The 13,799-nt window shown below is 32.6% G+C and carries 9 protein-coding genes; 2 read left to right on the plus strand and 7 right to left on the minus strand.

All coding sequences use genetic code 11. The annotated features are described in order from the left end of the window. Nucleotides 1–38: 38 nt before the first annotated feature. Entirely contained in the window at nucleotides 39–803 is a 765-nt protein-coding gene (locus tag KKQ76_RS01080) for an exodeoxyribonuclease III (RefSeq protein ID WP_213195448.1), read from the minus strand. A gap of 54 nt (nucleotides 804–857) precedes the next feature. Next, a complete protein-coding gene (gene dusB, locus KKQ76_RS01085) occupies nucleotides 858–1,853 on the minus strand; it encodes a tRNA dihydrouridine synthase DusB (RefSeq protein WP_213195449.1) in 996 nt (331 codons plus the stop codon). A gap of 123 nt (nucleotides 1,854–1,976) precedes the next feature. On the opposite strand from dusB, the gene KKQ76_RS01090 reads away from it, so the two are divergent. Next, a complete protein-coding gene (locus KKQ76_RS01090) occupies nucleotides 1,977–2,684 on the plus strand; it encodes a DUF1796 family putative cysteine peptidase (protein WP_213195450.1) in 708 nt (235 codons plus the stop codon). A gap of 15 nt (nucleotides 2,685–2,699) precedes the next feature. On the opposite strand, the gene KKQ76_RS01095 is transcribed toward KKQ76_RS01090, so the two are convergent. Further along, nucleotides 2,700–5,900, minus strand: a complete 3,201-nt coding sequence (locus KKQ76_RS01095) for a hypothetical protein (RefSeq protein ID WP_394369375.1) — start codon at nucleotides 5,898–5,900, stop codon at nucleotides 2,700–2,702. A gap of 130 nt (nucleotides 5,901–6,030) precedes the next feature. Here KKQ76_RS01095 and KKQ76_RS01100 point away from each other — a divergent pair, with 130 nt between their 5' ends. Continuing rightward, nucleotides 6,031–7,704 (plus strand): T9SS type A sorting domain-containing protein, encoded by a 1,674-nt coding sequence (locus KKQ76_RS01100; RefSeq protein WP_213195451.1) that lies wholly within the window; start codon nucleotides 6,031–6,033, stop codon nucleotides 7,702–7,704. Nucleotides 7,705–7,757: 53 nt separating this feature from the next. Here KKQ76_RS01100 and KKQ76_RS01105 read toward each other — a convergent pair whose 3' ends face one another. The 4 genes from KKQ76_RS01105 to pyrF form a co-directional block, all read right to left on the minus strand. After that, a complete protein-coding gene (locus KKQ76_RS01105; RefSeq protein WP_213195452.1) occupies nucleotides 7,758–10,556 on the minus strand; it encodes an aminopeptidase in 2,799 nt (932 codons plus the stop codon). 178 nt (nucleotides 10,557–10,734) lie between these two features. After that, nucleotides 10,735–11,646, minus strand: coding sequence for an AEC family transporter (locus KKQ76_RS01110; RefSeq protein WP_213195453.1), 912 nt, complete (start codon nucleotides 11,644–11,646; stop codon nucleotides 10,735–10,737). A gap of 9 nt (nucleotides 11,647–11,655) precedes the next feature. Continuing rightward, nucleotides 11,656–12,300: a PAQR family membrane homeostasis protein TrhA gene (trhA, locus tag KKQ76_RS01115; protein ID WP_213195454.1), complete on the minus strand. Its 645-nt coding sequence runs from the start codon at nucleotides 12,298–12,300 to the stop codon at nucleotides 11,656–11,658. Further along, complete coding sequence (gene pyrF, locus KKQ76_RS01120; RefSeq protein WP_213195455.1) at nucleotides 12,301–13,659, minus strand: orotidine-5'-phosphate decarboxylase; 1,359 nt, start codon at nucleotides 13,657–13,659, stop codon at nucleotides 12,301–12,303. Nucleotides 13,660–13,799: the final 140 nt, after the last annotated feature.

Below are 13,799 nucleotides of genomic sequence, written 5' to 3' on the forward strand. Positions count from 1 at the left end.
AAATAAACTTTTTCCATGAAAAATAAAAATTTTTTAACCTAAATTTTAATTTCAACGAAAACTGGACAATGGTCACTGTGTACAGCTTCTTTTAAAATTAAAGCTCTTTCTAATTGGTTTTCAAAGGATTTTGTAATGAAATGGTAGTCTAATCTCCAACCTAAGTTTTTCGCTCTAGAATTTTGTCTGTAACTCCACCAAGAAAATTCTTGCTTATCTGGATGCAAATAACGAAAACTATCAACCAAATTACATTCTTTTAGGAATTTTGTCATCCATTCTCTTTCCACAGGCAAAAATCCTGAAGTGTTTTTTAAACCTTTCGGATTGTGAATGTCTATTTCTTCGTGACAAATGTTGAAATCACCACAAATCACCAAATTTGGGATTTCTTTCTGTAAATTTTTAATATATTCTAGAAAATCTTCGGCAAACTGAAGCTTAAAATCCAATCGCTCAATATTAGAAGCACTCGGAACATACACAGAAAGCACCGAAAAATCTTCGAAATCTGCTCTTATAATTCTGCCTTCGTTATCGTAATGCTCAATTCCGCAACCGTATTCTACGTGTTTTGGCTCTATTTTACTCGCAATTCCAACGCCGGAATAACCTTTTCTCACGGCAGAATGCCAATAACTTTTGTAACCAACTTTTTCCAGACTTTCGATGTCTATTTGGTCATTTCCTGCTTTAGATTCTTGAATGCAGATAATATCAGGATTCGCAACTTGCAACCAACCTATAAAATCTTTGGTAAAAGCTGCGCGAATTCCGTTGACGTTGTAAGAGATGATTTTCATAGTTATATAAATAATCCTTCGAGGATTTTAATTCCTTGAAGGATTGAATTAAATTTATAAAATTTCAATTTTATTTTTATAAAACGCTTCCGTTTCTTCTAACAATTGATAAAATTCTTCCAAACTTAAAACCTGTAAAAATTTGGTTTTAAACTCTTTAAAATGTGAAATTCCACGGAAATAATTGCTGTAATGTTGTCGCATTTCTATCAATCCTAATCTTTCGCCTTTCCATTCTGCACTCCATTCTGCGTGTTGTTTTACGGCAAGAAGTCGGTCAAAAATCGTTGGTTCTGGTAATTTTTCTCCCGTTTCAAAGAAATGTTTAATTTCATTAAAAATCCAAGGATAACCAATCGCAGCTCTACCAATCATCATTCCATCACAAGCGTATTTTTGTTTGTATTCAAGTGCTTTTTCAGGAGAATCAATGTCGCCATTTCCAAAAATCGGAATTTCAATATTAGGATTTTGTTTGATTTTAGAAATATATTCCCAATCTGCTTCACCTTTGTACATTTGACTTCTGGTTCTGGCGTGAATGGTCAACGCTTTGATTCCGGCATCTTGTAATCTGAGTGCTACTTCTTCTATGTTAATAGTTTCTACATCCCAACCTAACCTCGTTTTCACCGTAACGGGAAGATGTGTAGAATTTACCACAGCTTTTGTCAATCGAACCATTAAATCTACATCTTTCAAAACGCCAGCTCCAGCTCCTTTAGAAACTACTTTTTTTACTGGACATCCGAAGTTAATGTCCACAATATCTGGATTTACGGTTTCTACAATTTTGGCAGACATTGACATTGCTTCTTCGTCGCCACCAAAAATCTGAATTCCAACAGGTCTTTCGTAATCAAAAATGTCGAGTTTTTTTCTAGATTTCATCGCATCACGAATCAAGCCTTCAGAAGAAATAAATTCTGAATACATTAAGTCTGCGCCGTGTAATTTGCACAATCTACGGAAAGGAGGATCACTCACGTCTTCCATTGGTGCCAATAAAAACGGAAAATCAGGAAGTTCTATGTTGCCTATTTTTACCATTTTGCAAAAATAAGGATTTTAAATTCATAATTTGTTTTAACCTTTTTAGAGTAATTTTAATTTATCAAAAAGTGAAATATAATGGTCTGATATTCTTGTTATATTTGTAATAAATAATAATCAATGAAAATTAAACTTTATAAAAATACTTACCTTCACGTATATTCTCGTTTTTATACTAAAAATGAAATAGTTTCGTTAGGAAGTGATTGTCATTCAGCTTACATCCTTAATTCTTTAAAGCTGAGAAAAAAGTCATATCCATTTGATTGGTTGTTTTCTGATTCTAGATATGGAATAAAATATGTTACGGAAAATATTAAAAATAATTTTGAATTTTTCTTGACCAATCTAACACGAAATGAGAGAGGACATATTATCTCTGAAAACTATCCTAATACTGATTTTTTTCATGAAAAAGAACTTATAGAGTCTGAAACAGATAGAGCAAAAATGCTGAAGAGGGCTATTCGCTTTTCAAAATTAATAAAAAGTAAAAAATGTTCATTTCTTTATGTAATTAATCCTGAGCATTTTAAAGATATTAAAGATATTTACATATTTTGTGATTCAATACAAGAATTTTTTAAAGTAACCCCAAATCATAAAATTTTTATTTTTATTAAATGTAAAGAATATGTAATTGATTTTACCTTGATTAATAAACTTATAGAAGAATGTAATAAGATTAATGATGTAAAAGCGGTTAAGTATTTTTTAAATACTCAAATTTATGGACAATGGGGCAAGTCTAATGATTATTTTCCACTGCTTAAAGGTCTTGGATTAGGTGTAAAGAAAAATATTTTGCCTCAGATTTATATTAAATGATTTAAGAGAATAGACCTAAAAACTCGCTCTCACTTGCACACTTCCGATATGAATTGTTCTTTCGCCAGAATTTCTGCCTTCATAATTCACGTTGAGTTGAAGGAAAGAGTTTAATGCTTGTTGCAAAATAACACTCCAAACCTGGTTTTTGCCAGGTTTTAATCCGTCGAGCATTTGATTTCCTACAATACTGAAAGCATTTCCTGTAAAATTATTGTTGATAAAACTGAAATTTCCACGGATAGAAGTTTTCTGTTTTTCCCATTGCAAAGTTCCGGTTGCATCGAAGGTTTTTAGAAATTCGTCGCCATCTTTTCGGTCTTTTATTTTGTAGGCGGTAGAAACTTCGGTTTGCATACTTTCCGAAAGTTTGTAAATTAATTTTGGCTTCGTTTCGTAGATGTTCAAAATGTAATCTCTTGTGGAAAATAATTGCGATGAAGATTGGTAATTCTGCAACTGATTTTCCCAATCTGCACGGAGATTTTTATTAAACCAATATCCAAAATTGATCAAATGAGTTTGCGTATTTTTCTTTTCGATGCTGAAATTGGCATTTACCAAATTTTGATTGTCGATGAAACGATAATTTCCGTTCCAGCCAGATGTTGAGGTCGGATTGAAAAGAACAGAAAACAGCAAATTCTGATTTTTTAAAATTTGATTATTTTCGGTTTTAAATGGATTGAATTCTAAAACTCGGTCTTCTTTGAAGAAGGAGTTCTGAGCATTCAATGAAACGTTAAAATTCCAACGTCTTAAAAACTGATTGTCTGAATTAAAAACAATATAAGGATTCACCGAAAGCGAAAGTTGCAATTTATTTTTGTTGGAAGGAGTGTATTTCACCGTATTCGTGTAAACTCTAATGTATTGCGCCAAATCCGAATATTCTGCAATTTCGAACTCATCTAACTGCTGAATTCCGTCGCCGTTATAATCCGTCCATTTGTAAATTCCTTGTCCGTCTGTCACTTTTAAATACTGGAATTCTCGCTGCGCTTCTTGTCCGTTTCCGAGCTCGTAAAACGCTTGCAAACGCATTCCATTTTTGAAAAATTGTTGATTGTACTGTATGTTTCCAATCACAAAATCTGAATTAAACTGCGTTTTTAATTCATTTTCGTAGAAAAATTTTCGGTAATGAACGAGCGTTGAAAGTTGCGTTTTTTCGGTTCTAATCAACTGACTTTCCAGCATTAAACCGAGAATATTATTCATTTTTTTCAAAGAATTATCACGCACAGAATCATTGGTTCTGAAATAAGATTTTGCCAATAATTTGGTGCGTAAACTATCACCGATTTTCTTTTGAATAAAAACTTCTTTCCAAGAAAAACTCGTAACGTCAAGTGTTTTAGTTTGGTTAAAATTCTTCTGATTATGCTCGAAACTTCCGCCAAAACTCCAACTTCCTTTTTTGCCCAAAAATTCAGTAGAAACATTTCCTCTTGCAAATTGGGTGTCTTGAAAATCAGAAGAAGTATTGAGGTAAGAAAAATTCCCTCGGGTTTCTGTTTTTTTCTTCTGGAATTTAAAATCTAAATCGTTTTTTATGCCGTTATAGCTTTGTTTTTCATTGAGATAATTCAGTTTGTAATTGATGAAATTGTTATTTTTCCATTGATTTAAAAATCTGAAAATCAATCTGTTTTGTGTGATTTGATTGAATTCTTGAGCCAAATTAAAATCTCTCGAAAATTCCACATCATTTATTCTATCTAAAATATGAAACTGCGAAGAAATTCTCTGAAATTCTGCGCCAACTGTTCCGTTCCAATTGTTTTTGGTAAAGATTTTATTCCCGAAAATTCTTCCTGCAAAACCTGTATTTTGGTCGTTGTTTTTTGAGGAAAATAGATTGATATCATAATGGCTTAATGAAAAATCTCCGCCAATTTTTCCTTTGTTAAAAGTATATTCTGCACTTGTAGAAAAAACCTGTGTTTTCTGTGGAGAAGGCAACTTTCGGAGAGCAGAATAGTCTCCGTTTCCAGCACCTACAAATTCAAAAACTCTTCCGTTATTGGTAGATTGCTTCAGTTTATAATCTCCTTTTCCAACTCCAAAGTAAGTGAAAGAAACATTGTACAAAGTTTCGGTTTTATCGGTGGAAAATTCATAATAATTTCCTTGTGGATTTTGCACCAATTTGTAGAGAATTTTATTTACATCATATTCCGTAATCACAGCAGAAGGTGCCAACATTAAATCCTGATTGTTTCCTGCATTGGCGAGAATTTGCTCGTCTTCTTTTGATAAATTCAAGGAAAGTGGAGCATTTTTATTATCGTTTTCCAAGAAAGCGTCGAAAGAAAGTTTTAGTTTTTCGGTTTGATGTTTCACCGAAGAAGTGACGATGAAACGGTTGTAGTTTCGGTTGGTGTAATTGTAAGAAATGGTGATAAAATTCTGTTTAAAAATTGGACGGAAACTCGTAAAAGTAATTTCTCCCGTGTTGTAATTAATGGTGTAATCTTGGTTTTCACCACGTTTCATCAAAATCCCATCAATGAAAACCTGTTCAGAACCGCTCAAAATTGTAATGAAATTTTCACCGTTTTTACCTGTTAATCGATACGGACCTTGATTTCCTTCTACGCCTTGAAAGCGAATTCGGTGAAATTCACTTCGGGCAACTCCCGCCGAAAAATCTAGAAAAGTTTTGTTGTTTTTCCCAAAATTGCTCTGGAAACCAATTCCCATGCTTCTGCGTTGATACTTTCCAAAGTAGGTTTGATCGTCTTGCAAATCGAGATGTCCTGCTTTTAAAATGCTTTTGTCTTTAATATTGAGTTGGAGGTAAATTTTATCAAATTCCTGCAAAGTCTGGGTGTAACCATCCGCTTGAATGGGTAAATTATGGTCTGAAATACTGGCGAGAATAGAAACATCTTTGCTGAGTTTCCCAGCAATTTGCATATCCATAGAAGATTGTACAGATTGCCCTTGGTTATTGCCAAAAGTAATTCCTCTGATAATGGAACCTTTAGCATTTAAATCGCCGAGAATTTGTGAACGAGAATTTTTCTTAACCAAAACCGATTCATCGTAAAGGATTTTCTTTTCTTTCCATACAAAATTGGCGGTATCTTTTTTAAAAAACTCGCTATTAAGTTTTTTTGAAACAATAGAGTCTGTTTTTAGGGAGTCTTGAGCAGGTAAATTAGGGTTTTTCCATGTGAAAATCTGTGCTTTTGCCAAAAAAGCACTCATTAAAATGAGTAAAAAAAGTAATTTTTTTGTCACCGAAATCTTTCTAAAACCGCTGTGTAAAAGTAACTAAAAAAAATAAGGATTATTGTGGAGAAAAAATTAATAGATAATTAATAAAAAATAATATGTATTGAGCAAAATCTTTGTATTTTTGAGTCAATTATATAAAAAAAATATTATGAAAAAATTTTATTCTTTATTCTTCGTTTTAATAACAGTAATGCTATTAAAGGCACAGGGCAATATTAATTTTGATGATGATACAAAGTGGATCAAGGATCCTGCCGCATCAAGCCTTGGAACAAGTTATGGGAGTCATGGCTATTCTGATACCAACTTTACAGCTACAGGAGCTAGAGTTATAAGAAATACAACTAGTGCACAAGATGGTTTTCCAGGTGCTTTTGGAACATATTCTTTTAGATTAGAAGGTACAGCTAATTCTTCTTTAACTATGACAGTAGGAACTGGAGGTATAGGTACATTTTCTTTTAAAGTTAGAAGATGGGATGGAACTCCTGCAACTAATTTTGCAGTAGAATATACTGCAGATGGTACAACATGGAACAATGTAATAACTATAAATGCTTCATTAACAACCAATTCTGATTGGAAAACTGTGAGTGGATCGATTCAAAGTACAAATAATAATGTTTCAGTAAGAATAAAATCACTAGGTACAACTGAAAGAATAATGGTAGATGATTTTTCTTGGACTCTACCTAGTTCAGATCCAGCATTGTCAGTTTCAACTTCAAATATTAATTTTGGTGAAGTTATTATTCCAAATACATCTTCACCTTCTACAGTTACTATTTCAGCTTCTAATTTAAGCGTTGCCCCAACTTATACTATAACTGGTACAGATGCAGCAATGTTCTCTGCAACGGGTACACTTACAACTTCGGGAGGATCTCTTGATGTTACTTTTGCTCCAACTTCTATTGGTGCTAAATCTGCAACATTAACAATTACTAGTGGTTCAGCAAATGCAACCGTTGCACTAACAGGAGTTGGTGTATCTGCCGATAATCCTTTTTCTTTGGATGAAACTTCTCCAGTTTCTGCTTTAGTAGAAAATTTTGAAACAGGAGTAGTAGGTTCTACAGTAATGCCTAATAATTGGAAAACAGCAAGTGAAGGTGCTATTGATAAGAAATGGTCTATTAAAACTTTCAATAGTAATAAATATGCTGAAATGACTGCATTTAATGGAACGGGTACTTATAATACATGGTTAATTTCACCTGCGATTAATTTAGACCAAATTAACAAGACTAGTGTTAAATTTGATTGGAACTCTGGATATGCTAATGGAGCAGAACTAAAAGTTTATGTCTTAAAACTAAATAGTGGTGTAATGGTTAAAAATTTAGTGACTACTATTAATGATAATGTTAATACTGCAGGTTATGGAGCTGCATATTCTACAGAAACTTTAGATTTATCTGCATACTCAGGAGTAGGTTTCTTAGCTTTTGAATATGTTGGAGATTCAGCAATTCCTGCAACCACAACTTACCAACTTGATAATATAAATATTACTAGCTTTTTAGGAGTGAAAGATGTTATAAAGTCTAAAAATGTATTTTTGAAAAATACAATTGTTAATGATGCTCTTTCTTTCGAAACTAAAGGAAATGCAACAGTTAAATTATATAATTCAAATGGACAGTTGGTTAAATCATTTAACATCAATCCAAATAACAAAACAATTAACGTTTCTTCTTTACAGAAAGGTGTTTATATTGTTTCATCTGAATTAAACGGTGAAACTGTTTCTCAGAAAATCGTAAAACAATAATTATAATTTATTGATAAAATTAAAGGTTGCTTCACAAGAGCAACCTTTTTTATTTAGTACCAGCCTCGTCTGAAATAGCCAATCAGAGCGCCTACATTTAAGTTAAAGGTAAATCGTATTCTATTGCCGTAATCTTTGAACTTCGGTTCGAAACCAAGGCTTGATTGCATAGGGAAATAGACTTCTATAAAATCTGGAATTACTTTAAATTTAATACCGCTGTCCCAAATAAACTTTGGAGAATGTTCACGGTTTTTGTACACGCCAAAATCTGCGTAAACGTCTATCATCTTCCAAACGTTTGCTTCTACATTATGTGTAATTAACCATTGGTCTACCGTTCCGTTGATATAAGATTTAAAACCACCTTCTGCCATGATAAACTGCTGAGAAAGGATTCCGCTTATTGCACTTTGAGCTAATAGATTATAAGAGAAAGCATAGTTGGAAACTTTAGAAATTCCAATATCGAAATTATTATTTCTGGTATGATTTCTTAAAAAATAACCGCCATACAATCGTAAGCTCAGTTTTTTATTTTTGGCATATTCTAGTCTGTAGTAGCTTTCTGCAGTAAGTTTTGCGTAATCTTCCATGTATTGGAAATTCCCGAAAATATATTTCTCTCTAATCACGTTATTGTCTGAATACACGAAACCAAGATTCCAAATGTTATATTTAGCGTAGTCATTTTCTGCAATCATTTTTGGGCTTAAATCTCTTTCGAAGAAATTGTAAGAAGCAGACAAAATTCTAGAAATTTCGCTTCTAGGATTTTTGTTAAAAGACATATTCCCAGAAAAACTGATTTTTTTGTAAGACAACCCAAAATCATAATTGTATTTGGCAGTTGCAACACCTAAAGTAAGTGTTCTGTAAAAACTTTCAGCAGGTTGAATTTTATAAACAGCATTCATGGAACCATTAATATCCTTACTTCCTGTACTGAAAAACGGCGAAATAAGATATTGAAACCTCTTGTCAATCAGCGATTTATTTTTAAATCGAATTCCCAGTAAAAATTTGTCATAATTATTCCAACCGATTCCCGGAGTAAGATAAACCTCGTTAATTTCTGCATTTGGATTGTCTGGAATGAGTTTAAATCTTAATTTTTTGGCATTGTCTTTAATTCCTTTGGTGTAAAGATAATTGTCTCTGAAATTATTTTCTGGGAAAGCATATAAATCATTGATGACAATTTTTACCGCTTCATTATCTGGAATCACATAACCACAAGAACTGTCCTGATAATTCGTGTCATACCAAAAGGTTTTTTTACTTCCATCTTCATGGAAAGTTTCTAATTTAAAAGGAATATTCTGCGCTGTATTTTTAGAAACATTGATGTTAATAACGTTTTCTTTTCTCTCGAAATCATCGAGTTTAAAATTAATTCTTTGTTTTCTTTTGACGTATTTTTCTAAAAATTCAGAAGAGTAACCAGAAGCTACCGTGAGTTGGTCTAGAAATTCTCTTTTGTCTAATTCAGAAGTGTGATTTTTGGCGATATAACCTTTCAAGAAATTTTCAAAATAAGAAGTGCCCATTTTTTCTGCAATCAAGGTAAAAAGGCTTCCTGTTTCGAATTGGCTAATCGCCATTTCATTAAAATTACTTAAATCCGAAAATTTTTCGTCTATTTTTTGGTCAAGGTTTTGCGCCGTGATGTATTGATAAGCGAGGCCGTATCTTTCAATCAACTTCAATCGAGAAGCAAATGAAAGTTTTAAGGGTTTCACTCCCAGTATTTTATAATCTGAAAGTGCTCCTAATATTTTATGGTCAGGATAATTTTTTTTCAAATACTGAATTTCTAAATACGTTTTAAGTCCATTGGTAATCCAGTGATTTTTTTCTTTATCAGAAACGAAGAATTGCTCTGCAACTTGCTGAGAAACAATGCTAAAATAATCCATGTCTATTTTTTCGGCATCGGTAAACATTTGGAACTTAAATTTCCAAAATTTAATGTCATCATTCCCGAAGAAATCATTTTTGGACTTAAATTTTTCGCTGATGAAGATTTTTTCTGGCAAAAATCCTGTTTTTTCTTTGATGAAATGAAGATGAAGTGGTAGATAAAACGCTATCAGTTCCTTTTCTTTTTCGGTGACAGGATAACCCAATTCTACCAAATGTTTTTGTCCGTCAACGATGGTTTCTAGCTGATAATTTTCTTGGTCAGCAATCAGAAATTCTACATCTTTATTCAGTTTTCCTTCAAAAATATTGGGAGCAACTTCAGTTAAATTACTGCTGATGTTTTGAGCGGAATTTTCAAATTTTACTCGGTAAAAAGTATTTACATTTACGCTTTCTTCTAAATCTTTGTAATATTTTTCAAGGAAATTATCTCGGTCAAAACTGTCTGGAGCCAAGAAAAAATATTTGAGCAAAGTATTATTTTCCCTAATTCCATACCCTGTAAACTGAGCACTCGGCAAAATCACAGAATATTCTAACGAAAGTTCAGTAAAAGCATTGGGAGCTAAAGGTTTTGGGAGTTTTATAAAAAGATTTTCATCATCTAAAACACCTTCATACGGTTTTTTGTCTATCATCAGATAAACCAATCTGCCTCTTTCATTGGGTTTTGCGTAATATAAATCCTTTTTTCGGTCTTCTAATTTTCTTCTTACAAGAGGCGTATTTCTGCTTTTATAAGCAGCCGTGAAATTTTGAAGTTTAAGATGTGTGAGTTCAATTTCGGAGGTGTTCTGATAATAGATTTTTTCTCTTACAGAAAGCGTTCCTGCTGAAATTTTTGCATCAATAATGATGGAGTCTTTCTGCGAAAAAGCAAAAAGATTAAGCAGTAAACACAGTAAAATGATGGTCTTCTTCTTCATTGATTTTAGAAAATCAAATATAGAGAGAAACTATTGAAATTACTTACATAAATCCGAAAAAATATTACATTTTATCAACAATTTTTGAATTTTATTGACAATGGATTTTTAGAATCATTATTCCTTTCTGGGATGAATATTTTCTTCGAAATAAGTCGGAAGTTTTTGTCTTTTTAAATTACAAAAAAGGCAATAGTAGATGCCAAATTCCCACAGTAAGGATAGATAGAGGAATTCCTACCGCAACCATCAAGTTACAAAATTTAGGTTCTAAATCATGAGCCGAAGCAATAATCGCCGCAGTAATCATTGGTGCCATCGCGGCTTCTAAAATACAAATGTCTATGACGTCTCCACTTTGATGGAAAATATATTTGTAAATCACCAAAATCAATAAAGGCAAAAGAACGAGCTTGAAAAGTAAACCGATGAAAAGATGAAATCCTTCTTTTTTCTCAATTTTTTTCCATTGCATTTGACTTCCCACAGAAACCAAAGCGAGTGGAACAGTAGTTGCGCCCAATTTCATTAAAACTTCGTCAAAATCTTTTGGAATTTCTATGGAGAAAATATTTAGCAACAAAGCAATTACAAATGCAATAAATGGTGGAAATTTTAAAATTTTAGAAAGATGTTTGAGTAGAGAATCTTTGCTTCCAGAATAAAAATTGGCGACTAAAATTCCTACCGTAGAAAGAGCAACAAATCCGGGTTGGTCTACCAACATCACGGTTTTTAAACCTTCTTCGCCATACATCGCTTGAATTAAAGGAATGCCAACAAAAGAAGTATTTCCGAAACCAGCACACATAATTAAAGCACCAATTAAAGAAGATTTCCAGCCGAAAATTTTTCCTAATCCTGCAAAAAATAATATCGCAGCAAAAATTCCTATCCAAACCACTAAAACGGGATAAATCACCGAACTGTTGAGTTCTATTTTTGAAATATAATACAGCGAAAATGCAGAAAGCGAAATATTAATCACAAATGCATTCAATGAGGTGTGAAAATTCTCGGGAATTATTTTAGATTTTTTTAAAACAATTCCTATAATCAGACAAACAAAAAGTAAAATTAAGTTGCTCAATTTCTTTAGCTAGACGTATAAATAAATAGATAAAAAGTGACAGAAACTACCCGCTAAAACAAAAAAATGGAAAATAGCATGATTGAATTTTATTTTCTTAATGCTGTATAAAATAGCACCAATCGTATATAAAACTCCGCCAAGAATTAGGTAAAATACTCCTTTTTCATGTAAATGAGCAGTAAGATCTTGGAAATAAAAAATTATCAACCAACCCATCAAAACGTACATCGCTGTAGAAACAATTTTAAATTTTCCCGTGAAAAATAATTTGAGAATAATTCCTGTAAAAGCCATCACCCAAACCATTGAAAAAATAAGCCAACCCGTTTCTCCGTTTAAACTGACCAATGTAAAAGGCGTGTAACTTCCTGCGATAAGAACATAAATAGCAGCATGGTCGAAAACTTTGAGCTTAAATCTCTTTTGAGGTTCCTTTGAAGCATGATAAAGTGTAGAAGCGAGATATAATAAAATTAGACTCACACCAAAAATTGGGAAACTTATCATCATCCAGATATTGTCTTGCTGCACCGCTTTGAGGATTAATAAAACCAATGCGATGATGCTCAAGAAAATCCCAAAAGCATGAGACCAAATGTTTAATTTTTCTTCGGTAGGCGAATAGAATTGTATGTTCGTTTTTTTATCCATTTAGAGCGATTTTAGGTAGGCGTTCCAAGATTCTAATTTGTAAAGTTTTGCAGATTTTTCTACATTTTCAGCTTTATAAATTCCTCGACCTACAATCACGAAATCTGTATGTAAATTTTTGAAAACATGTTCCGGTGTATTGTACTGTTGGCCTTTAGCATCACCTTTGTCTGCTAAATTTACACCTGGTGTAAAAAGTAAAACATTGGCTGGAACTTTGTTTTGTGCCACACATCCCACAATATTAGGATGCGTTTCTACTATTTTTAAAGCTTCTGTTCTATAATTTTGGTCAGTAAGCGCACCTTTTGAAGACATAGAAAGAATGGCAATGACTCCAGAATTCATAAAACAATCAATGCTTTGATAGCCAGCAATGACATGAGACGTAACCAAATCTGCCCAATGCGAAATTTTATACATTCCGCCTCTGTATTGCAATTCCTGAGTATTCCCGATATCGCCAAATTTTCGGTCTTCCATCAAAAGGAAATTATGCTTCGTTGCTAAATCTTTTAGCGGAAGGATGGTTTTATCACTGTTAAAATCAGAAATAATGTCAATATGCGTTTTTAGAGCGACAATGTGTGGCCCAACTTGTTCTGCAAATTCTAGCAATTCTTTGGTTGTCGTTACATCTGCAGAAGCAATAAGATTAGATTGTTTAGCAATCGCAATTTCTAAGATTTTTTTGCCAACAGAATGTTCGCAATTTTCTAATTTTTGTTCGTAAGAAAGTCTTTTTTCTTCTTTGAATTCAATTTTATTTCCTGCGATAAATTCATTAATTCTTAGAACTTCTTCTTCCGTAAGATGGTCTACTTTTTTTAAAATTTCTACCACTTCAGAAATGCTGAAAAGCGTATGAACATGATAACCTTTTTCTTGTAAAAGTTGCTTTCCGCCTTGTTCACGGTCTAGAACCACTACAATATCAGAAACTTTTAACCCTTCATTTTCTACTTCGGCGATGGTTTCTACCAAAGATTTTCCAGAAGTAATCACGTCTTCTACCAGTAGACAGTTTTGTCCAGATTTATAAATACCTTCTATGAGTTTTTTGGTTCCGTATTCTTTAGCTTCTTTTCTCTTGATAATCAATGGAATATAGCTTTCTAGAGACATGGCAGTTGCCATAGGTAATGCAGCGTAAGGAACACCGCAAATCACATCGAAATTATCTAAAGGAAGCATTTCTAAAAGATAATTGGCCAAATGTTTTAAGATTTTTGGCTCAGAAGCGAGTGGTCTTAAATCTACATAAAACGGGCTTTCAATGCCGGATTTCAATGTAAATCTGCCGAATTTTATAATCCCAAGTTTATAACATTCTAAGAAGAATTCTTTTTTACTTTCCATTTTACTTTTTTTACTTTTTACAAAGGTAAGATTTTTATAAGTACGAAGGGTAAAGTTAAAAGTACAAAGTATAGTTGTAGAGTGGGAGAATTGTAGAATGGGAAAGTGCTTAACTTTAAAATAAATATATCAAACCAAAT

This window comes from Cloacibacterium caeni (genome assembly GCF_907163105.1).
GTDB classification, from domain to species: Bacteria; Bacteroidota; Bacteroidia; order Flavobacteriales; family Weeksellaceae; genus Cloacibacterium; species Cloacibacterium caeni_A.

Coding starts and splice junctions, on each gene's coding strand:
- KKQ76_RS01080 (WP_213195448.1), bottom strand. CDS start 803: ATGAAAATCATCTCTTACAACGTCAACGGAATTCGCGCAGCTTTTACC.
- dusB (WP_213195449.1), bottom strand. CDS start 1,853: ATGGTAAAAATAGGCAACATAGAACTTCCTGATTTTCCGTTTTTATTG.
- KKQ76_RS01090 (WP_213195450.1), top strand. CDS start 1,977: ATGAAAATTAAACTTTATAAAAATACTTACCTTCACGTATATTCTCGT.
- KKQ76_RS01095 (WP_394369375.1), bottom strand. CDS start 5,900: ATGAGTGCTTTTTTGGCAAAAGCACAGATTTTCACATGGAAAAACCCT.
- KKQ76_RS01105 (WP_213195452.1), bottom strand. CDS start 10,556: ATGAAGAAGAAGACCATCATTTTACTGTGTTTACTGCTTAATCTTTTT.
- trhA (WP_213195454.1), bottom strand. CDS start 12,300: ATGGATAAAAAAACGAACATACAATTCTATTCGCCTACCGAAGAAAAA.
- pyrF (WP_213195455.1), bottom strand. CDS start 13,659: ATGGAAAGTAAAAAAGAATTCTTCTTAGAATGTTATAAACTTGGGATT.